Source organism: Salinibacillus aidingensis, from assembly GCF_055393355.1.
In genome coordinates, this window is record NZ_AP043759.1 from 1194376 (window position 1) to 1214783 (window position 20408).

General features: G+C 42.9%; 21 protein-coding genes and 1 riboswitch. Of the genes, 16 read left to right on the top strand and 5 right to left on the bottom strand.

The genetic code is table 11. From position 1 onward, the window contains the following. The first annotated feature begins 6 nt into the window (after positions 1-6). The 9 genes from mvk to ACZ5OK_RS06575 all read left to right on the top strand — a co-directional run bounded on the left by mvk (position 7) and on the right by ACZ5OK_RS06575 (position 10467). Positions 7-996, top strand: a complete 990-nt coding sequence (gene mvk / locus ACZ5OK_RS06535; protein ID WP_343843560.1) for a mevalonate kinase — start codon at positions 7-9, stop codon at positions 994-996. Further along, entirely contained in the window at positions 993-2012 is a 1020-nt protein-coding gene (gene mvaD, locus ACZ5OK_RS06540; protein ID WP_343843563.1) for a diphosphomevalonate decarboxylase, read from the top strand. The genes mvk and mvaD overlap by 4 nt, the downstream gene beginning before the upstream one ends. Positions 2013-2176: 164 nt before the next feature. Then, positions 2177-3277: a phosphomevalonate kinase gene (locus ACZ5OK_RS06545; RefSeq protein ID WP_343843566.1), complete on the top strand. Its 1101-nt coding sequence runs from the start codon at positions 2177-2179 to the stop codon at positions 3275-3277. A 55-nt stretch (positions 3278-3332) separates the two neighbouring features. Further along, the gene (gene sdhB / locus ACZ5OK_RS06550) at positions 3333-4073 is read left to right on the top strand and encodes a succinate dehydrogenase iron-sulfur subunit (protein WP_343843569.1); all 741 of its coding nucleotides are present in this window, start codon (positions 3333-3335) and stop codon (positions 4071-4073) included. 138 nt (positions 4074-4211) lie between these two features. After that, a riboswitch (SAM riboswitch) is annotated at positions 4212-4323 on the top strand. 292 nt (positions 4324-4615) lie between these two features. After that, positions 4616-5665: an LLM class flavin-dependent oxidoreductase gene (locus ACZ5OK_RS06555; protein WP_343843572.1), complete on the top strand. Its 1050-nt coding sequence runs from the start codon at positions 4616-4618 to the stop codon at positions 5663-5665. Positions 5666-5682: 17 nt separating this feature from the next. Beyond that, the gene (locus ACZ5OK_RS06560; RefSeq protein WP_343843575.1) at positions 5683-6636 is read left to right on the top strand and encodes an ATP-grasp domain-containing protein; all 954 of its coding nucleotides are present in this window, start codon (positions 5683-5685) and stop codon (positions 6634-6636) included. Between the two features lie 140 nt (positions 6637-6776). Beyond that, positions 6777-8288, top strand: a complete 1512-nt coding sequence (locus ACZ5OK_RS06565; protein ID WP_343843675.1) for a spore germination protein — start codon at positions 6777-6779, stop codon at positions 8286-8288. Positions 8289-8308: 20 nt separating this feature from the next. Continuing rightward, a complete protein-coding gene (locus ACZ5OK_RS06570; RefSeq protein ID WP_343843578.1) occupies positions 8309-9397 on the top strand; it encodes a GerAB/ArcD/ProY family transporter in 1089 nt (362 codons plus the stop codon). After that, the gene (locus ACZ5OK_RS06575) at positions 9394-10467 is read left to right on the top strand and encodes a Ger(x)C family spore germination protein (protein ID WP_343843580.1); all 1074 of its coding nucleotides are present in this window, start codon (positions 9394-9396) and stop codon (positions 10465-10467) included. The genes ACZ5OK_RS06570 and ACZ5OK_RS06575 overlap by 4 nt, the downstream gene beginning before the upstream one ends. 74 nt (positions 10468-10541) lie before the next feature. Here ACZ5OK_RS06575 and ACZ5OK_RS06580 read toward each other — a convergent pair whose 3' ends face one another. Together ACZ5OK_RS06580 and zupT are read right to left on the bottom strand one after the other, a co-directional pair. Then, on the bottom strand, positions 10542-11780 hold the full coding sequence (locus tag ACZ5OK_RS06580; protein ID WP_343843582.1) for an aminopeptidase: 1239 nt from the start codon (positions 11778-11780) through the stop codon (positions 10542-10544). A 318-nt stretch (positions 11781-12098) separates the two neighbouring features. Beyond that, complete coding sequence (gene zupT / locus ACZ5OK_RS06585) at positions 12099-12911, bottom strand: zinc transporter ZupT (protein ID WP_343843585.1); 813 nt, start codon at positions 12909-12911, stop codon at positions 12099-12101. A gap of 423 nt (positions 12912-13334) precedes the next feature. Here zupT and mntR point away from each other — a divergent pair, with 423 nt between their 5' ends. The 4 genes from mntR (at position 13335) to ACZ5OK_RS06605 (ending at position 16147) form a co-directional block, all read left to right on the top strand. After that, positions 13335-13766 (top strand): transcriptional regulator MntR, encoded by a 432-nt coding sequence (mntR, locus tag ACZ5OK_RS06590; protein ID WP_343843587.1) that lies wholly within the window; start codon positions 13335-13337, stop codon positions 13764-13766. A gap of 140 nt (positions 13767-13906) precedes the next feature. Next, positions 13907-14902 (top strand): NADPH:quinone oxidoreductase family protein, encoded by a 996-nt coding sequence (locus ACZ5OK_RS06595; protein ID WP_343843678.1) that lies wholly within the window; start codon positions 13907-13909, stop codon positions 14900-14902. Between the two features lie 106 nt (positions 14903-15008). Continuing rightward, a complete protein-coding gene (locus ACZ5OK_RS06600; RefSeq protein ID WP_343843590.1) occupies positions 15009-15605 on the top strand; it encodes a histidine phosphatase family protein in 597 nt (198 codons plus the stop codon). Between the two features lie 89 nt (positions 15606-15694). Further along, positions 15695-16147, top strand: a complete 453-nt coding sequence (locus tag ACZ5OK_RS06605; protein WP_343843593.1) for a DUF2269 family protein — start codon at positions 15695-15697, stop codon at positions 16145-16147. Positions 16148-16271: 124 nt separating this feature from the next. On the opposite strand, the gene ACZ5OK_RS06610 is transcribed toward ACZ5OK_RS06605, so the two are convergent. Continuing rightward, positions 16272-16775, bottom strand: coding sequence for a DUF6843 domain-containing protein (locus ACZ5OK_RS06610; RefSeq protein WP_343843596.1), 504 nt, complete (start codon positions 16773-16775; stop codon positions 16272-16274). A gap of 191 nt (positions 16776-16966) precedes the next feature. On the opposite strand from ACZ5OK_RS06610, the gene ACZ5OK_RS06615 reads away from it, so the two are divergent. After that, positions 16967-18289 carry an alpha/beta hydrolase gene (locus tag ACZ5OK_RS06615; protein WP_343843599.1) on the top strand — a complete coding sequence of 441 codons (1323 nt, stop codon included), beginning with the start codon at positions 16967-16969 and terminating at the stop codon, positions 18287-18289. 67 nt (positions 18290-18356) lie between these two features. On the opposite strand, the gene ACZ5OK_RS06620 is transcribed toward ACZ5OK_RS06615, so the two are convergent. Both ACZ5OK_RS06620 and ACZ5OK_RS06625 read right to left on the bottom strand, forming a co-directional pair. Next, on the bottom strand, positions 18357-18554 hold the full coding sequence (locus tag ACZ5OK_RS06620) for a flavodoxin family protein (RefSeq protein ID WP_464758600.1): 198 nt from the start codon (positions 18552-18554) through the stop codon (positions 18357-18359). 60 nt (positions 18555-18614) lie between these two features. After that, complete coding sequence (locus tag ACZ5OK_RS06625; RefSeq protein WP_343843605.1) at positions 18615-18950, bottom strand: hypothetical protein; 336 nt, start codon at positions 18948-18950, stop codon at positions 18615-18617. 157 nt (positions 18951-19107) lie between these two features. Between ACZ5OK_RS06625 and ACZ5OK_RS06630 the strand changes: the two genes are divergently transcribed. Further along, complete coding sequence (locus tag ACZ5OK_RS06630; protein ID WP_343843608.1) at positions 19108-19509, top strand: carboxymuconolactone decarboxylase family protein; 402 nt, start codon at positions 19108-19110, stop codon at positions 19507-19509. A 243-nt stretch (positions 19510-19752) separates the two neighbouring features. After that, entirely contained in the window at positions 19753-20259 is a 507-nt protein-coding gene (locus ACZ5OK_RS06635) for a hypothetical protein (protein WP_343843610.1), read from the top strand. The last annotated feature ends 149 nt before the right edge of the window (positions 20260-20408 follow it).

Sequence of the window (20408 nt, forward strand, 5' to 3'; positions counted from 1 at the left end):
ATGTTTATGCGTTCATCTTCTCAAATAAAGGGAGAGGGAACTGCCCATAGTAAACTCATCTTAATTGGAGAACATTCAGTTGTATATGGGGAGCCGGCGATTGCTCTTCCATTTCCATTACTTATGGTAAAATCAACGGTACAAGAAGGTGCTGGTGAAATTACCATATCCAGTGACTTTTATAATGGCCCGCTCGGTACGATTCCGGACCGGTTGGAGGGCATTGCTGTATGTATTCGTGAATCGTTAAAATTCTTAGCCAAACCGGCAAAAGATATACATTTTACAATCAAATCCATGATTCCGATTGGTCGTGGTCTGGGTTCAAGTGCGGCCATTGCTACCTCGGTCGTACGCAGCCTTTTTTCTTATTTTGAAAAGACATTATCACACCAGATGTTAATGTATCTGGTTGATATTGCTGAAAAATACGCCCATGGGAATCCAAGTGGAATTGATATGGAATGTGTGTCACGAGATGTCCCTATTTGGTTTAAGAAAGGGGAGGCCATTCAGCCGATCGAAATGGGAGTACCATTGAATCTGGTTGTGGCTGATTCAGGCCGAATTGGAGATACACGGGCAGCAGTAACAGCGGTTCGGGAAAAATATGAAAAGCATTACCAGAAAGCCAAGCAATCGATTAAATATATTGGTGACATGACGCGTAAGGCAAAATCCATTTTAGCCGGAGAACGCCCGGAAAAATTAGGCGGACTGTTGAACAAAGCCCAGGAGGAATTAATGAAGCTTGGCGTCAGTGATGGGAACCTGAATGAGCTCGTCACCTGTGCCCGGAATGCCGGTGCATTGGGAGCAAAATTAACAGGTGGCGGACGCGGGGGCTGTATCGTAGCCCTGGCTAAAAATATGGAGGATGCTGAGCGTATTTCCGATTCCCTGAAAGCAGCTGGGGCAAAGGATACATGGTTTTTCACCCTGGGAATGTCCCAATCCGCATCGATGAATGAAGCAAGCAGAGGAGATTTAATATGAAGGCGGTAGCGAAAGCACATACAAACATTGCCCTTATTAAGTATTGGGGTAAGCGAAATGATGAACTGATTTTACCGATGAATAACAGTCTGTCTCTCACATTGGATCATTTTTATACGACCACGGAAGTTCAGTTTGATGAGGCTTTACAAACAGATACGTTTATTTTTAACGGGGAGACCGCCAGCGATTCAGAGTCTGCCAAAATTTCCAGCTATCTGGACCGAATCAGACAATTTGCCGGTGTACAGATGTATGCAGCCGTTCGTTCGGTGAATCATGTTCCGACATCAGCAGGTTTTGCTTCGTCTGCATCAGGGTTTGCCGCTTTGGCTGCAGCTTCAACTAAGGCACTGGGTCTTGATTTGGACAGGAAAACCCTCTCCATCCTTGCCCGTCAAGGATCAGGATCTGCGTGCCGTTCCGTTTTTGGAGGATTTGCCGAATGGGAAAAAGGAAGCCGGACTGATGGTTCCGATTCCTATGCCGTGCCGATTATGAGTAAAACGGAGTGGGATGTCCGTGTATTGTCCGTGCTGCTGGAATCAAACGAAAAGCCGATCTCCAGCCGTAAAGGGATGAAGCGTACAGTGGAGACCTCTCCGTTTTATTCAGGGTGGCTTGAAGCAGTTGACCATGAATTAAAAGAAATAAAAACAGCGATACGAACGAAAGACTTTGAGCGGTTAGGAAAGGTCGCCGAAGCCAATGCATTAAAAATGCACGCAACGATGCTGGGCTCCCATCCGCCATTTACCTATTGGCAGAGTAGTACAATGGCTGTCATGGAAGAAGTACAGCATCTGAGAGATAAAGGAATACAGGCTTATTATACGATTGATGCAGGACCTAACGTAAAAATTCTGTGTCTTCCGGAAGACGAGCAGAAGATACGGGATGAGCTGGAAAATCTGGAAATGGTGAAAGGCATATACGGCTGTCGACCTGGTCCCGGTATTGAATATAAAGAGAAACTTCCATCACTGGGGGATTCTCCATCCCCCAGTGATGGTTAGTTGAACTTATCAGGAATTTACCGGACGTTTATCCCCACTTAGTCTTGTTGGGTTACCCTCAAGACTTGAAGAAGGGATAATACGGCCAGTTCATGCGTGATAAAGATCGATTGTAGTTGTAAAAAAGCCTGGTCTTAAAGTGATCTGAAAGAGAGGGAATTCCATTGCCCATCAAGATAAAAGTCCCGGGAAAATTAATGATAGCAGGTGAATATGCCGTACTGGAACCGAATCAGTATGCCATCGTAGCCGCTGTCAACCGCTATGTTTATGCAGAAATCACACCAAGTAATCAATATAAATTTTCCCTTCCTGATTTAGGCTTTGAAACGGTTTCGTGGGTATCCAATTCCCATTCAATTGAATTCAGTGAAACCGATGAAAAATTACGGTTTGTTCAAAATACGATTATGGCTGTGAAGGATTATCTGAATGAAGCATCCATACACCTTTCTCCCTTCCATCTAACGGTTACAAGTGAGCTCGATGATCCCTCGGGTAAAAAATACGGCCTTGGTTCCAGTGCCGCCGTTGTTGTTTCTGTGGTATCGTCCATTTTAGCGCTGGCCCAAAAGCAGACGGATGCCTTTCACGTAAATAAGGATTTGATTTTTAAGCTTGCCACGCTTGCCCATGTTAAGACGCAGGGGAGCGGATCCGGAGCTGATGTAGCTGCATCAACCTATGGGGGATGGCTCGAGTATTCTGCTTTTCAGGCAGACTGGCTCCTTGATCAAATGCAGCAGACCTCTGTCAGGGCTCTGGTTGATCAGCCATGGCCGTATTTATCCATTCGCTCTATAAATCCGCCCGATGGACTTCGCCTCTGTACCGGGTGGACCGGAAAAGCGGCTTCAACAGGGCCGATGATCAAACAGCTGAAGCATGGACAGCAGGAACATCGAAACATTTACCATACCTTCGTGGAAGAAAGCCATGAGGCGGTAAAAGGACTGGTCAGAGGTTTTGACGAAAATGACCTTCCATTGTCCTTACAGAGTTTAAAGAAAAATCGCGCCATCCTTGTAAAATTAGGAAAAGAAGTGGGTATGCTAATAGAAACACCAATATTGGCAAGTTTATCCGAGTTAGCGGAGCAAATAGGAGGAAGTGGTAAATCCTCTGGTGCAGGTGGCGGAGATTGTGGCATCGCGTTTGTTCGCTCACAGCGTCAGGTTGAAGAGTTATGGGAAGCCTGGAGAGAAGCAGGGATTGAACCTTTAAATCTGGATGTTGACCACGATGGAAGCACCTGGCACGAGTAAGCCGATTTACCTCTCTTGCTGGTGAAACCGACTTTTTCTGCAAGGAGGAAGCGACATGGATAACATTGAGGTCAGGATTACCCGTCAGGATCATCCTGAGTCAGAGCCCTATGAAGAAACGTTTTCCATTCCTTATCGATCCAATATGAACATTATTTCTGTTCTGATGGAAATCCGGCAAAATCCGGTGACAAAGGATGGGAAGCAAACCACTCCTGTGCAATGGGATATGAATTGTTTAGAGGAGGTTTGCGGGGCCTGCTCCATGCTGATTAATGGCAAGCCCAGACAGGCCTGTTCAACATTGGTTGACCAGCTGGAGCAGCCGATTACCCTTGCCCCAATGACTACCTTTCCGGTTATAAGGGATTTATTTATCGACCGTGGGAAAATGTTTGATGCGTTAAAGCGTGTAAAGGCATGGATTCCGATTGATGGAACCTATGACATTGGTCCGGGTCCACGCATGAATGAAAATACCCGACAATGGGCCTATGAGTTATCCAAATGCTTCACGTGTGGGGTTTGTCTTGAAGCCTGTCCAAACGTGAACGAAAAAACTGACTTTTTAGGACCTTTCGTATTTGCACAGATTCGTCTGAAAAATGTACATCCCACAGGCGAAATGAATAAAGAAGAGCGTTTGGAAGCCTTTATGGGAGAAGGTGGACTTGAAGAATGCGGAAACTCGCAAAATTGTGTTCAATCCTGTCCTAAAGGAATTCCACTGACTACATCCATTGCAGCCATCAACAGAGAAGCTACGGTGCAGTCGTTTAAAAGCTTTTTTGGGTAAGCGGCTGTCTCCTGATTTCTAATGATATTAAAAAGAAATGGGGTAAAATTTTCACTCCTTTTAGGGAAGTAATCCAATTGGTATGGTTGACATTTTTTCTTTTATGATTTATGATTTTTCTAACAATTTTATATAGGAATCTTATCCAGAGAGGTGGAGGGAAATGGCCCTTGGAAGCCTCGGCAGCAGGTTCTTTTTTGAAAGAATACTGTGCCAAATCCATCAAGTCAGTGTGCTTGAAAGATAAGAGGACGAGTCGATTACAGTGGTTTCAACTCTCTTCTTATTGGAAGAGAGTTTTTTCTTATCCAGCAAATCATAAAAAAAGCTATTTGTGGATTAGAAAACAAGAGAGGCCACGTCCGGCTCCAGCGCCCAGCGACTAGCGTGACTTCCTTCACCTCCGTCCGATAAGTCAACATCGACTCACGCTGTTCGTCGTGTTTCCTTTATCTCCTACGGTTCAGTTCAGTCCGTACGTCGCTAAACGGGCGCTTCCGCCTTTGATTTTTTACATAACAACACAACAGGGAGTGGAGAACATGAAATATGGATTCTGGTTACCGATTTTTGGAGGCTGGCTTCGAAATGTAAAGGATGAACAGATGCCGCCTACCTATGATTATGCAAAAGAAGTGATTCAGTCAGCAGAGAAGTGGGGATATGATACAACCTTAATCGCTGAGTTATATTTAAATGATATTAAAGGAATTGAGCACGATTCACTGGAAGCCTGGACGACAGCTGCGGCATTGGCTGCTGTGACGGAAAAAATCGAAATTATGACGGCTGTCCGGCCAGGGTTTCATCATCCGGCAGTGACCGCAAAACAGGCGGCCAATATTGATCACATCAGTAAGGGGCGTTTTACGTTAAATATCGTGTCCGGCTGGTGGGAAGGGGAGTCCAGACAATACGGCGGGGCTTTCACGAGACACGATGAACGCTATGACCGGACAACTGAATTTCTTGATATTCTTAAAGGAATGTGGACGGAAGATTCGTTTTCCTATAATGGGGACTTCTATCAGGTAGAGGATGCGAAACTGGCCCCTAAACCTGTGCAAAAGCCGAACCCTGTCCTTTATGCAGGGGGAGAGAGTGAAAAAGGCAAGCAGGTGATTTCCTCAGCCTGCGATGCGTATGTCATGCATGGAGGAACGGTAGATGAGGTCGCCAGTAAAATTCAGGATATGAAAAATCGCAGAACAGCAGCAGGGAAGGAGCCCTTGCAATCATTTGGGATGGCAGCATATGTCATTTGCCGGGATACTGAAGAAGAGGCACTGAAGGAACTGGAACGGATTACGACCGTTGAGGATATGAGCGGATATGCAGGCTTTAAAGATTTCACTTCCAAATCCGAGCTTGAGCAAAGGATTCAGTTGCAGGATTATTCGGTTTCCAATCGTGGGTTACGGCCTAATCTTGTCGGAACTCCTGATCAGATTGCCGAGAGAATTTTAGAATACGAGCAAGCCGGAGTAGACTTACTGTTATTACAGTGTTCACCGCAATTAGAGGAACTGAAGCGATTTTCCAATCAGGTTATGCCACTGGTAGAAGAATTACGGGCAAAGGTTCAAAACTAATCTTAAGGAGTGTTTAGATGAGTAAGGTGTATGTCATCCATGAAAATGAAGAATGGACGGAGCATTTATTTAAGAGATTGGAAGAGTTGGAGATTCCCTATGAAGACTGGCTGCTTGATCACGGGTCCATTGATTTGACCGAGGAACCCCCTGAGGGCATCTTTTATAACCGGATGAGTGCTTCCTCGCATACGAGAGGAAATCGTTATTCACCTGAACTGGCCAGCGCGGTGATAGGATGGCTTGAAGCCTATGGACGCACGGTCATAAATGGGAGTCGTGCCTTACAATTAGAGGTTAGCAAGGTGCTTCAGTATTTGGAGCTTGAAAAACACGGGGTTCGAACACCCAAAACCATCGCAGCGGTTGGAAAAGAAGAGTTAATCAGGAAGGCGGAGGCATTTGAAGGACAGAAATTCATTACCAAGCATAACCGTGCCGGAAAGGGTCTTGGCGTCCAGCTCTTTCAATCTGTGGATGCATTGAAAGAATATGTGGAAGGTGAGGATTTTGAGGAGCCAGTGGACGGTATTACACTGATTCAGGAATATATCGAATCACCAGAATCCTTTATTACCCGCTGTGAATTTGTTGGTGGCAGGTTTTTATATGCGGTACGTGTCGATACTTCAGAGGGCTTTGAGCTTTGTCCGGCCGATGCCTGCACGATTGATGATTTATTCTGTCCGGCAGGGGAAGAACCGGCATCCCCGACGAAGTTCCAAATTCAAAAGGGCTTCGATCACCCTGTTTTGCAGCAATATGAGCAGGTGCTTTCAGCCAACAATATACAGGTAGCAGGTATTGAGTTTATTAAAGATAAAAGCGGAAATCTGTATACCTATGATATCAATACCAATACCAATTACAACAGTGATGCAGAGTCCGTTGCAGAGCAATATGGAATGCTGGAAGTGGCGAAATATTTGGGAGAAAAACTGAATCAGGCCAGGCAAAAGGCTTACGCGTAAAAGAAAAAGGCTATCTTCAAAAATTGAAGGTGGCCTTTTCTTTTTGTCATTTACCATTGAAGAATAAATCTGCCATGTTCAGGCAAAATATGAAGAGCAACCCACTGCAGAATTCTGATGGAAAATGTGAGGATTGGCCAATGAAACTATTCGGGAAAAAGAAATCAGCACAGAAAAAACAATCCAATACACTCCTGGAGCCTTCAAATATTATTGAACTCATAGATATCTGCAATACATCGAATGATTTTTTGCACTTTAAGGAGCCAATAAAAAAACAGAAGATTTGGATTTCCTTTTATAAATCATTGATTGATACAGAAATTCTTCACAGAGATATTTTGGAAAATATACAGGAGTATAAGCATTATTCCCTGGAAGAGATTAAAGAATCCATTCCAGTGGAAAAGGTACTGACAACAAAAGATGTTAAAAAAATGCAAACGAAATTGTTAAGAGGTTATATTCTGATCCGGCTGGATGAGTATGATCAGCAGGGTCTGCTCATCAATGCCCCTTTAAAGAAGACGAGAAATGTATCGGTACCAGAAGTTGAATTTTCTGTTATTGGACCAAAGGAAGCATTTATCGAATCCATTGACACGAATTTAAATCTGGTCCGTCATCATTTACCGATCCCGGAGTTAATGATCAAGGAAGTAAAGGTTGGAAGATTGACCAAGTCAAAGGTGGCGGTGCTATATATTGAAGGAATAGCCAATGAGGAAAACATCAACACAGTCATGCAGCGTGTAGAAGATATCGATATTGACCACCTTATTGATAGTTCCTACATTACACAAATCATTGCCGACAATCCAAAATCTCCATTTCCACAGTTGCTGGATACAGAAAGACCTGATCGCACTGCAGCTGTTTTGGCTGAGGGCAAAATCGTCATCATGGCTGACGGGTCTCCCCATGTCTTAATTGCACCAGCCAATCTTACTGAGTTTTTTATATCATTTGAGGACTACTTTTTAAATCCTTTTATTGCCTCTGCTTTTCGAATTATCCGTTTCTTTTCAGTTATCTTCTCCATTCTGGTGACACCGATATATGTTGCTGCTTTGACGTATCATTATGAGTTAATCCCGAAAGATTTAATGGGTACGTTAATTACCTCCAGGGAAGTAGTTCCGCTTCCGCCTATACTGGAAGCGGTCTTCTTGGAATTAACGATTGAATTGTTACGTGAGGCCGGGGCAAGACTGCCTACGAAGGTCGGGCAAACCATTGGTATTGTGGGTGGTATTGTGATTGGAACAGCGTCAGTTGAAGCCGGATTAACAAGTAACGTCCTGTTAATCCTTATTGCGCTTGCGGCCTTGGCTTCCTTTACAACGCCGGTCTATCAAATGAGCAATACCATTCGTCTGATTCGGTTTCCATTTCTTATCTTTGCTTATTTATTTGGCATGCTGGGGGTTGTTCTCGGCTTCTGTTTTTTAATCACTCACTTGCTGCGACTTTCATCCTTAGGGAGACCTTTTTTAGAACCGATTTATCCTCCTCGTCTAAAAGATATGAAGGATGCGATTATCCGCCTTCCGTTTTCAAGAAATACGAAGCGGCCGGTACAGCTTCAGACACAGCAAACAGAGAAGTACAGCTATAAAAAAGCAACGAAAAAGAAGGATATTGATGAATAATAGACAAGGAGGTGAGGAGGTTGGGTAAACCCGTTTCAGATACCCTGAAAGTATCGTCCTTTTTAGTTTTCTTTTTAGTTCATTCGGTTCAGGTGGGGATCGGAATTTTAAGCTTTGAAAGTGCCGTCATTGAATATGCCAGTTATGATGCATGGATTTCGGTAATCATCGCTGGAATTGCAGTCCATGTCGTTGTCTGGATGTGCTTTAAAATGCTGAAACAGGATGAGGACATTTTTGATATTCATAATACCCTTTTTGGAAAATATGCTGGCGGGGTGCTTGGATTTCTCATTTCAATTTATTTTCTGATTTTGTCGGCAGTTACACTTCGGCTTTATATTGAGATTATTCAAGTGTGGATGTTTCCTCATATAAGTGTACTCTATCTTGGGGTTGTATTTATCATACTTTTTTATTATGTGATTAACGGGGGATTTCGGGTTGTGGCGGGCATATGCTTCCTGGGAACGGTGATCCCGCTTTATCTTCTGCTTACGCTGCTGTTCCCTTTGGAATTTGCCTATTTTCATAATTTAATGCCTGTATTAAATCATTCGGTTAAAGATTTATTGCTGTCTACAAAGGAAATGACGTTAAGCTTTTTAGGTTTTTCTACTCTGCTCATCTATTATCCTTTTATTAAACATCCTGAGAAAGCTCATAAATGGGCGCACTTTGGGGTGATGTTTACGATTTTTATCTACGTAGCTTTAACCATTGTGGCCTTCGTTTTTTATGATGAAGAGCAGCTTAGCACGGTTATTTGGCCGACGCTTGGAATTTGGAAAATTATCGAGATGCCCTTTGTGGAACGTTTTGAATATATCGGAATCAGCTCATGGGCAATGGTTATCCTTCCTAATATGACCCTTACACTGTGGGCAGCCACCCGGGGAATGAAACGTATTTTTCATGTGAATCAAAGAAAAACCGTAATTGTTTTCCTCCTCATCGTACTTATTGCCAATACATTGATTAATGGACATGAACGTATTATGAAATTAAGTGATTACGTATCGCGAATGGGTTTTTATACGGTTTTTGTCTATATTCCATTTCTATTTATTGCTTACACTATTTATCAAAAAGTGAGGAAATCCAAATGAGAGCACTGGCTTTGGGAATCGTCCTTTCTACGGTTGTATTGCTTACAGCAGGATGTGGAATCGAACGGCAAATTGTTGATGACATTTCTCTTGTCACCGCTGTGGGTTATGATCCAGCAGAAGGAAATAAAATTCAGGGGACCATAGCGGTTCCAAATTTTCAGGCTGAAGGAACCGTGATGACAGAGATATTTAGTGATACAGCCATGCTGATGCGCGAAAATTCGGCTAAGTTAAACACAGAAGCCAACCGCCCACTGGCTACAGGGAAACTCGAGGTTATTTTATTTAATCAGGAATTGGCGAAGGAGGGGATTCAAAAGCTGAAGGATGTTTTTGTACGTGATCCGAGTATCGGTTCCAGAGCCAGATTGGCCATAACAGAAGGCCCCACACAGGAGGTTTTAACTCGTCAATACTGGGATAATGATGCAGGTATGTACCTGTCTGATATGCTGGAGCAGAATATTGACAGAGGAACGATTCCTGAAACGAATCTGCATCTTTTTGTGTATGCCCTGTATTCAAAGGGAGCAGATCCCTATTTACCTTATTTGTCTGTGGAGGACATGGTCAGTATTGATGGCATTGCTTTATTGGATCATGACCGTTATGTTGGAAAAATCCCCTATGAGCAAACCTACACCTTCAATTCACTGGTTGGAGATTTTCAGAACGCTACCTTTCCCATTCATCGTGGGGATAAAAAAAGTGCAACGGTTAGTAATATAAGCTCGGATAGAACAATTCAATTTAAAGGGTCTGGGAAGAATATGGAATTAATTATTGATGTGAAACAGAAAGGGATTCTCAGGGAGTATCGTGGAGGTAAGATTACGAAAAAAGTATTGAAAAATATAGAAGAAAGTATGGAAAAACAGATGAAGAAACAGGCGAAGGACATTCTTAAGAAACTGAAGGAACTGAATATAGATCCACTCGCCCTGGGTAATGAATACCACAGTGAACATAGGAACTTCAGCTGGAAAGAATGGGAGAAGATGTATCCGGAATTAAAATTTACCCCAAAGATAGATGTGAAGATTATGGAGTATGGAATTCGGAGGTAAATAAAGACCACGCGTCCTTAATGTTGGACACGTGGTTTCTTTGTGGCTTGGGGCAGGATGGAGCTTATGATCTTTTACAGGTTAATCGCCCATGAACCTTGGTTCAGAATGGGCTCTTCTTTGCCATCTTTAGTGACACCGTAAACATCGAGCTTGTCTGATCCCATCATAAAGTCTACATGGACCAGGCTGTTGTTGACGCCGCTTTGATCGAGGGTGTCGTCATCCATGTTTGATCCACCTTTAATATTGGTAGGATAGGCCTTTCCAAATGCGAGGTGGCAGGATGCGTTTTCGTCATAAAGGGTGTTGAAGAAAATTAAGCCTGACTGGGAAATCGGTGATTCGTGCGGAACGAGAGCAACCTCCCCGAGTCTTTTCGCGCCTTCATCTGTTTCCAGCAGATGTTTCAGGGTTTCATAGCCCTCACCTGCAGAAAAATCAACGGCTTTGCCATCTTTAAATGTAATGGAGAAGTCGTCAATCACATTGCCACCATAATTGAGAGGCTTCGTATTGCGAACCGTTCCATTTACACCATATTTATGAGGCATGGTAAAGACTTCTTCAGACGGAATGTTGGCGTTGAAAATGGTTCCCTTTTCAGTCGGTGATGCTCCGCCTTTCCAGACATGGCCTTCAGGTAAAGCAATTTCAAGATTGGTACCAGGTGCTTTGTAGACAAGCTTTTCGTATTGTTTTTCATTTAGATAATCTCTGACTGATGCCAATGTCTGATTATGCTGGTTCCAGGCATCGATTGGGTCCTCCTGATCAGCCCGAGTAATCTTAAAGATTTGCTCCCACAGCTTTTCAACAGCGGTTTCTGGTGATTCACCAGGGAAGACCTTCTGCGCCCATGCCTGGCCGGGAACAGCTGCTACACACCAGGTTATGCGGTCGTTCATCGTATAGCTGCGGAAGTTTTGCATCGCATTTCCGGATGCTTTATTGGCAGCTGCAATACGGCTTGGGTCAATTCCTTTCAGTAAGTCAGGATTGGATGGTTTAATGGAAAGAACAGCGGCTCCATCCTCAGCATAGTAATCATACATGTCCACGCGCCATTGCGGAACAGTTTCAAGAGTTTCCATTGGTGCATGCTCAAATTTAAGCCGGGTGAGCGTTTCATCCGTCCAATTCATATGTATATCCTTTGCACCGATCTCATACGCTTTTTTCGCAACGACACGGACAAATTCGACCGCTTCCGTTGGGGCATTGACCATCAGTGCTTGATTTTTCTGAAGGTTTACCCCTTTACGCAGCACTAATTCTGCATATTTTTCCATATTTTTTTGAAAATCTGACATATGTTCATCCTCCTTTTTAACTACTCTATTATTTCATACATTGAATTTTTGCACAAAGCCTGGGCGTGGCTTTTCCTGAATATCCATCATGACTGCATATTATAATGGATAGAATACAAAAAAGATGCGACTCTATCGTTATGAGTCGCATCCTGAGCTTTAAGTTATCACGTATTAACTGGCCGTAATACCCCCACTTCAAGTTTTGAGGGTAACCCAACAAGACAAAGTGGGGGATAAACGGCCAGTAAAAACCTGATAAGTTCAACTAACCATCCGTGGGGAATGGAGAAAACCCCCACTGATGGAAGTTTCACTTTATAAGACTAACAGCAGACTGACAGCCATAACAGCCATTCCAGCGATTAATCCATATATGGAAAGGTGGGCTTCATCGTACTTTTTGGCAGCAGGCAAGAGTTCATCAAGAGAGATGAAAACCATAATTCCGGCAACGGCAGCAAAGATGATCCCGAACATCATATCATTTAAATAAGGCATTAAAATTAGGTAAGCAGCGATGGCTCCCAAGGGTTCAGATAAACCTGACAGAAAGGATAACTTAAATGCCTTTTTCTTACTTCCTGTTGCGAAATAAACCGGAACGGAAACGGCAATGCCTTCAGGGATATTATGAATGGCAACCGCAATAGCAATCGCAATGCCTAAGCCGGGGTCCTGGAGTGCGGATGTGAATGTGGCGATCCCTTCAGGAAAGTTATGAATCGTAATGGCTAAGGCCGTAAAAGATCCCATTTTGAGTAAGGAAGATTGGTCATTTATGATTTTCGGTTCCTTTTTCATATCTTCTACTTTTCTTATTTCATGGGGATTTCCCTGCTGAGGAATAAATTTGTCAATCAACGCGATTAGAAGAATTCCCCCAAAAAAGCCTCCCACCGTGATCCAATTTCCTAACGTTTCCCCCTGGGCTTCAATCAATGCTTCCTGCGCTTTTACAAAAATTTCAACAAAGGAAACATAAATCATCACCCCTGCAGAGAAACCAAGGGCAAAGGATAAAAATTTAGTATTCGTGTCTGATGTAAAAAAAGCTAAGACACTTCCGATACCCGTAGACAGCCCAGCCATCAATGTCAAGCTGAGGGCTAGAAGGACATTCTCTGTCATATGCATCTCTCCCTTACTGTCGGTGTTTTATTTTTACAGTTCGTCATATTAAATTTGTTAAACAAGTCTTTCCTTAGGGAAACTTCTAGCTAAAAAAATAATTCACAATGAATATATATGAATCAGGTTAGGTAATTGTGCGTAAAACTTTTACAGCTATAAAAAAGTTTCCTGAGACTAAAATATAGCAAGTTGCCAAAATTGTCAATCAAATAAATCGCTGGTATGGTTATATTAAAATTTCCAAATCTGATTAAGGTTATGCAATTCGGCCCTAAGCAGTTCATCGTTTTTCTTTGTTCATACTTGCTTATTTAGTTTATGCCGTATGGCCAAACCGCTCTCCCCACCTTTTCCCGGTTGTTATCATGGTTGTTTTCATCTATAATTTAGGTAAAGGTATGATGTAAGGGGCTTTGTGAAATGGGTGGAACGACTCCGAGTATGGAAGATTATATGGAACAGATTTATTTATTGATACATAGAAAAGGATATGCCAGAGTATCTGAAATAGCGGAAAACTTATCCGTTCAGCCGTCATCGGTTACGAAAATGGTGCAAAAGCTCGGCGATGATGGCTATCTAGTTTATGAACGCTATCGAGGCTTGAATTTAACCTCCAAAGGGGAAAAGTTTGGTCATCTTCTTGTCTATCGCCATGATCTGCTGGAGGAATTTTTGGAAATCATTGGGGTACATAAGGATAAGATTTATGATGATGTAGAAGGGATTGAACATCATTTGAGCTGGGAAGCGATTGATAAGATTGCGAATCTGGTTCAGTACTTTAAAGATGACCATAGCAGAGTACAAGTTTTACAAGCCATTAATAATGAAAATGATTTGATGGATTAAGTTTTAACACTTATTAACTGGCCGTAATAAGCCCACCTCAAGTTTTGGGGGTAACCCAACAAGACTACACTTTATAAAAAAAGCTTCTGGAAGGATTGTCTCCAGAAGCTTTTATTGTAATAAAAAGGAGGAGATTCATGATGACCATTACGTTTCAATCATTAGTTGCAGATAAGCAGGGGGATGAATTTTCTTTAACCGTTAAAAATCAGGCAATCGAGGATCTGCCTGAGGGAGAAGTGCTTATCCGTGTGCATTATTCGGGGGTGAATTACAAGGATAGCCTGGCAGGTATACCTAATGGGAACATCATTCGAAACTATCCCATGGTGCCGGGGATTGACATGGCTGGTGTGGTTGAATCATCCATGGATTCCCGCTTTCAGAAAGGGGATGAAGTCATTGCCACCAGCTATGAAATTGGTGTCTCACATGCCGGGGGATACAGTGAGTATGCGCGGATACCTGCTGACTGGATTGTGCCCCTTCCTCAAGGCCTTTCTCTCAAAGAAGCGATGATTTTAGGAACGGCAGGGTTTACGGCAGGTCTGTCTGTAAAGCGTCTTTTGGAGAACCAGGTTACCCCTGAAAAAGGAAAGGTACTGGTAACAGGAGCTACAGGAGGAGTGGGGAGCTTTGCCATTTCCATTTTACAATCCCTGGGCTTTGAAGTGGAGGCAAGTACAGGCAAGGATTCTGAGCATGAGTATTTAAAGCAAATAGGGGCAGATCAGGTGATTTCCCGCACCGATGTGTTTGACGGGAAAATAAAGGCATTAGGCAAACAGACGTGGCAGGCTGCTGTTGACCCTGTGGGCGGCGAGCCTCTGGCATCCGTGTTAAGTCAGATTCAATACGGTGGTGCGGTTGCCGTCAGTGGATTAACGGCAGGGACAAAAGTACCCACAGCAGTTTTTCCTTTCATTCTCAGAGGCGTAAACCTGCTGGGGATTGATTCGGTTTACTGTCCAATGGAAATAAGGCGACAGATATGGGCGCATCTGGCTGCAGACTTTAAACCAGATACGTTTGAGCCTTTTGTTCAGCAGGAAGTTACACTTGAGGAGCTACCGGATGTTCTGCCTGATTTATTGGAAGGGAAGGCCAGAGGAAGGACCCTTGTGAAATTAATATAGACCTTATCGTCGGCAGAAAATTCAGGTATGTTCCTATTTTTCTTTCACCGGAAATATCGTATAATAATAACATTCATATTTTTTCATGATAGGGGAGAGGGGCCATATGACAACGATTGGACTGATAAGGCATGGATTGACAGATTGGAATGTGGAGCGGAAAGCGCAGGGGCAAACCGATGTGCAATTAAATGAAGTGGGACAGAGACAGGCTGAGGTACTGGCCACCCGTTTTCAAAAAGGGGAGTGGGACCTTATTGTGACAAGTCCGCTGTCCCGGGCCGCTGATACAGCAAATGCTGTGGCTCGCCATACAGGGCTTTCCGTCATAAAAGATGCTCGACTTCAGGAACGAGGCTTTGGAGAAATCGAGGGCACAACGGAATTGGAAAGAGTGAAAAAGTACGGTGAAAATTGGCGGGAGCTGGACCTGGGGCGTGAAGGAACAGAAGCGGTAACCCAGAGAAGTGTTGCGTGTGTCGAGGAGTTTTGCCAGGCCTATGAGGGAAAACGTATCTTGTTTGTCAGTCATGGAGCGACCTTGAATATGCTTATTAAAGGTTTACTGGATAATCCACATTTTGATGAACGCTTCGAAAATACAGCCTTCTCCATATTTGAGAGAACGGAAGGCGAGTGGGAGTGTCAGCTGTTAAACTGCACAAAACACTTGGATCATCAGAAGGAACTGGAGGCAAAGTAAGCAGCCTTGATCGCGTGATGCATATCACCCCTTATTAAACCTATATTGCGATATAATAATGTCGTAGTTTAATAAGGGGAGGCATCACGATGTCATTCTATATGCTATTGGTGACCATTCACGTATTTTCAGCAATACTTGGTATGGGGCCGGGATTTGTTATGATCCGTGTCGTGTCCAGTGCGAAAAACATGACCGAATTAAGACACGCTTATGCTATACGGAATCGATTACATACTTTTGTGATGATTGGAGGTACGTTGCTTTTAATTACAGGTCTTGCCATGGGCTTTATGAATACGTCCTTGTTTGAAAAAGCCTGGTACTGGCTCAGCCTCATACTCTTTTTAATTGCCCTGGCCTTTGGTCCGCTGCTGCTGTCGCCGAGATCCAAGCCAATAAAACAGTGGCTGGTTGAATATGATGGAGAAGAGATTCCAAGTGATTATTATCGTATGGAAAAAGAGTTGTTTCGATATGAAAGATTGGAAAATTTTATCTTTTTAATCGTCATTGCACTTATGATTTTAAAGCCGTTTTAAAAGTACACGCATGACGTGAAAATCAATCATCGACTATATATGAAGACGACACAGGTAAACGCTTGGGGTTCCAGGCGTTTATTAAGTCAGATCATCTGCGTAAACAATCTTAATGATGCCGGGCCTATTTATCTAATACTTGTTCCAATTCTTTATCTGTACGAAAGCAGCCTTTGAAAGAGTAATTATCCGGTTTTTTTCCTACATAAAAGTGACTGAATGATAAATTAATGTGAGTTCCATCTGGTAATGTTCTGCTGGTGCTTGCATTACCTCCATAATGAATATACTTTTCGTGATTTAACTGTTTCCGATTACCCTGATTGTCCACATAGTAATAATCGACTTGACGAAAACCGGAATGATCCTCATAAGCCCAGCCTAAATTCTCAGGAGAAGAAGTTTTTATTATCCCGTCATCAGGGACTTGATACGTAATCGTGTTATTTTCTATTTGTAATGGTTCCTGGTTTTTAAAATCATAAAAAATGCCTATACAGCCTTCATATCCATCCGGAATGAGATATACTTCATCTGCTGGATCTTTCACAACGAAAAATTTATACAAAGAGATAGATAAGATCAGGATTAAAATAATTGTAACAATACTAAATATAAGTTTTTTCATAAATTCTACCCTTTCTTCCAGTATAACCTTTCCTGGTTTAGGTTTGGAAAATGCAATGAGTCTACAGGAGACATGGAAGGCCTCCTCTATTAATTTCTATATGGCTTCTCCTAACTCCTTGTCTGACGTATCGAAAGGATGATGGGCTCACATACTAATAATCAGGTTTTTAACATGATGGAGGCAAGCATATGAAAAGGAAAATATTTATCGGCTTCGTGTTAATTATAACATCATTTTTTATAACAGGCTGTAAAGATCAAAAAGAAGAGGATTCGAATGAAAAGAAACAGGAAAAGGAATTGGAGGGGACCTGGGATGGACAAATCCAGATTCCTGACCGGCCTTTACCGATTGTCATTACATTTTCCAATGAAGATGATTGGACGGGAACGATCAGCATCCCTGTGCAAGGGGTTAAGGATTATCCGCTATCCAATATTTCAATTGATTTGCCCCAGGTATTTTTTCAAATGGAGCTGCAGGGACAGAAGATTACTTTTGATGGAGAGAAAAACGCAGAGTCTATTGAAGGCACCTTTAGTCAGAATGGGCAGTCGTTTCTTTTTACTTTAGAAAAGACGGAAGACAGGAAAGAAGAGACCGCAGAAGATGAGGGACAATTCATGAGCGTGGATACCCCGAATGGAGAGTTAAATGGGGAATTACTGCTTCCGGATGGTGCAAAGGGTCCGCACCCGGTCGTTCTGATTATTCCAGGATCCGGGCCAACAGATCGTAACGGAAACACACCGACCATTCCGGGGAAAAATAATAGCCTGAAAATGCTTGCGGAGGGTCTGGCTGAAAATGGGATAGCAAGTCTGCGTTACGACAAACGTGGTGTGGGCAAGAATCAGGATTCACTGATAGCAGAAGAGGACTTGCGATTCGAGGACTTTGTGACTGATGCAAGGGCCTGGATTCAAAAGCTGAGCCAGGATGAACAGTTCTCAAATGTCTGTGTCATCGGGCATAGTCAGGGGTCATTAGTGGGCATGCTGGCTGCTGCCGATACAGATGTGGATACCTTCATCTCTATTGCCGGTGCAAGCCGGAGCATTGATGAAGTGCTCTATGATCAGCTACAGGATGGGTTAAGCGATGACTTAGTGAAGGAAAGCGAAAAAATTCTTGAACAGTTAAAGCAGGGAGAAAAAGTGGAGGATATTCCACAGGCACTCCAGAGCACCTTCCGTCCATCTGTTCAGGCTTTCATGTCTTCGTGGATGCAATACAATCCGGTTGAAGAAATACAAAAGCTTCCTATGCCTGTGCTCGTGATAAATGGTGAGCATGATGTTCAGGTAGCGAAAAAAGAAGCGGAGAACCTGCATGAGGCCCACAAAAATTCAAAGCTTCTGATCATTAATGAAATGAATCATGTGCTGAAAAGAGCGCCTGAGGAACGGGCAGAAAACCTGGATACGTACTCGAATCCTGATTTACCGCTGGCTGAGGGATTAATGGACGGGATCATTTCCTTTTTGAAGAACCATCAATTTGTAAAATAAAGCAACAAAAGGGCAAAAGCCGGGGTTGGCTTTTGCCCTTTGTTTTTGCCGGAACCGTGCCGCCCCTCTATGTATAGCTGCCAATCAGAATTCCGTCGTATTGACTGAGGTTTTCCGGTTCCTCATCTATAATATCCATGAAGGTCAGGTTAATGTCCTTATGCTTTTTGAGTGTGTCGGCAATTGTATCTGCCATTTCTTCCGTATTTCCTGCCATACTCGTGTAGACGAGAAGAATGTTTAACATGTTCATCACCCTTTTCATTAGGATTTGTTCAGGAAAATGCCTTGATGTTATGGGGGGAATACTTCCTGATTACCCCTATTACCAGGCTTCCGTTTTGTCTTGTAATTGATCTATATCAATAATTTTAATTTTTCGTTGTCCGGTTTGTTCGATCATTCTCTTGTCCTGTAAAGCGTTCTCCACATCCTGTGAGCTTAGCTGTTCCACGAGATGCTCTGTATGGTCGAGACGTCTGCTGAATTCCTCAGTATTTTTAACGAAATGGCCGGGTGCTTCACCATTAATTCCTGAATGTCTGAACGATGCATATATAGAGAAAATCGACATTTCTCCAAAAAAGTCTCCTTGGTCAAGGATGCGAATCAGCTGCTCCTTACCATTTGGAGCGTCATTCAATTTCTTCCCTACCTTCATTATGCTTGAGATGATAACGGTTTGTAATGATATGCATCACACTTGGGACTGTCCCCACATCCTTTAAAGCGCTAAAGGATTAGCAGGGGAATGCATGGATTGGGTGAAGATTAGGTATGCTAAGAGTGTACAAACATTTACATATGAGGTGATCGATATGAGTGAACATACGCATGATCATGAGCATCATCATGACCATGATCACGAGGAAATTGATTATATTGAGGAGCTTATTGTGGATTTTAAGGAGGGCGCGACCCGCCTGCAGAAGGGTCTGCCTGAAATGACGAAAGGCTTTTTCGATTTTACCGAAGCCTGCTTTAAAGAAGGAGCGTTGTCTGAAAAGCACAAACAGCTCATGGCCCTTGGCATCAGTATTTATTCCCAGGATGAGTATTGTATCATGTACCACGCTAAAGGAGCTGTGGAGCATGGGGCAAGTGAGAAAGAGGTTATGGAAACCATTGCCGTAAGTGCGGCACTTGGGGGAGGGGCATCCTTCTCTCAGGGGGTTACCCTTGCGCTTGATACATTTGATCATTATCAGGCTAAGCATTAAATCATCAAAAGTCAGCATTCGATAAGAAAGTAGTTCAGTTCAGGAGGACAAAACGAATTTGTATCCCCTGACTGAACTACTTTTTTTATTATCATGTATTAACTAGTCGTAATCCTCCCGCTTCAAGTCCTGGGATTACGTCAACAATCGGTATAAAATTCCAGTAAGATTAGTACAGAAAGGAAACTTATTGCTGCCTGTGTTCGTATAACTAAACAAATCATAAAAGGAGGAGGGATGGCTTTGAAACAAACTCTAACCTTTGTAATCATGATCGTTATTGGAATTCTGTCAGCTTGCTCCAGTGACTCCAATCCATCTCAGGAGACAATTTCTAATTATCCTGAGAAGGTTCAGGATAAAGTTGCAGAGTTACCTGAAGAAATTAGAGAGACTTTAGTAGTCCCTGCAGAATTACCCGAGAATATGCGCGTTGTTGATTTTGATTATACAAGTGAACCTGTAAATGACCCTGACGGCAAAATCATTTTGACGACTTTCACATATGCAGGAGACAGCTCAAACTTATTACTGAACACGAAGTATGGAAATGTATCGTATGCGAATGAAAAAAGTAGTAAAACCGTTACTTTGGAAAATGGAATGGAGGCTAACGTATCTGAATCAAGTGTGAGATGGGAAAACGAAAATGGTCATCATCATGAATTATCACTGATAGAACCCCCTGATGGAACTGGTTCTGACGTAACAATGGATGATTTAATCGAAATAGCCAATTCGATGGAGTAAAGTGCTTTAGGAGATAGTGAGGTCGGGAAGTAAGACCATATAATGGGTTGGGAAGATGAGACAACTAACGAAGAAATGAGCGTTAAATGGCTACCCTTCAACGCTCATTTCATAAGACGTTTTTATTGATTAACCTCTTTGCAGGTAAG

What these genes read in the sequence shown, in the direction of transcription:
- mvk (WP_343843560.1), top strand. Translation starts at nt 7, where the DNA reads ATGCGTTCATCTTCTCAAATAAAGGGAGAGGGAACTGCCCATAGTAAA.
- mvaD (WP_343843563.1), top strand. Translation starts at nt 993, where the DNA reads ATGAAGGCGGTAGCGAAAGCACATACAAACATTGCCCTTATTAAGTAT.
- sdhB (WP_343843569.1), top strand. Translation starts at nt 3,333, where the DNA reads ATGGATAACATTGAGGTCAGGATTACCCGTCAGGATCATCCTGAGTCA.
- ACZ5OK_RS06555 (WP_343843572.1), top strand. Translation starts at nt 4,616, where the DNA reads ATGAAATATGGATTCTGGTTACCGATTTTTGGAGGCTGGCTTCGAAAT.
- ACZ5OK_RS06560 (WP_343843575.1), top strand. Translation starts at nt 5,683, where the DNA reads ATGAGTAAGGTGTATGTCATCCATGAAAATGAAGAATGGACGGAGCAT.
- ACZ5OK_RS06565 (WP_343843675.1), top strand. Translation starts at nt 6,777, where the DNA reads ATGAAACTATTCGGGAAAAAGAAATCAGCACAGAAAAAACAATCCAAT.
- ACZ5OK_RS06575 (WP_343843580.1), top strand. Translation starts at nt 9,394, where the DNA reads ATGAGAGCACTGGCTTTGGGAATCGTCCTTTCTACGGTTGTATTGCTT.
- ACZ5OK_RS06580 (WP_343843582.1), bottom strand. Translation starts at nt 11,780, where the DNA reads ATGTCAGATTTTCAAAAAAATATGGAAAAATATGCAGAATTAGTGCTG.
- zupT (WP_343843585.1), bottom strand. Translation starts at nt 12,911, where the DNA reads ATGACAGAGAATGTCCTTCTAGCCCTCAGCTTGACATTGATGGCTGGG.
- mntR (WP_343843587.1), top strand. Translation starts at nt 13,335, where the DNA reads ATGGGTGGAACGACTCCGAGTATGGAAGATTATATGGAACAGATTTAT.
- ACZ5OK_RS06595 (WP_343843678.1), top strand. Translation starts at nt 13,907, where the DNA reads ATGACCATTACGTTTCAATCATTAGTTGCAGATAAGCAGGGGGATGAA.
- ACZ5OK_RS06600 (WP_343843590.1), top strand. Translation starts at nt 15,009, where the DNA reads ATGACAACGATTGGACTGATAAGGCATGGATTGACAGATTGGAATGTG.
- ACZ5OK_RS06605 (WP_343843593.1), top strand. Translation starts at nt 15,695, where the DNA reads ATGTCATTCTATATGCTATTGGTGACCATTCACGTATTTTCAGCAATA.
- ACZ5OK_RS06610 (WP_343843596.1), bottom strand. Translation starts at nt 16,775, where the DNA reads ATGAAAAAACTTATATTTAGTATTGTTACAATTATTTTAATCCTGATC.
- ACZ5OK_RS06615 (WP_343843599.1), top strand. Translation starts at nt 16,967, where the DNA reads ATGAAAAGGAAAATATTTATCGGCTTCGTGTTAATTATAACATCATTT.
- ACZ5OK_RS06620 (WP_464758600.1), bottom strand. Translation starts at nt 18,554, where the DNA reads ATGAAAAGGGTGATGAACATGTTAAACATTCTTCTCGTCTACACGAGT.
- ACZ5OK_RS06625 (WP_343843605.1), bottom strand. Translation starts at nt 18,950, where the DNA reads ATGAAGGTAGGGAAGAAATTGAATGACGCTCCAAATGGTAAGGAGCAG.
- ACZ5OK_RS06630 (WP_343843608.1), top strand. Translation starts at nt 19,108, where the DNA reads ATGAGTGAACATACGCATGATCATGAGCATCATCATGACCATGATCAC.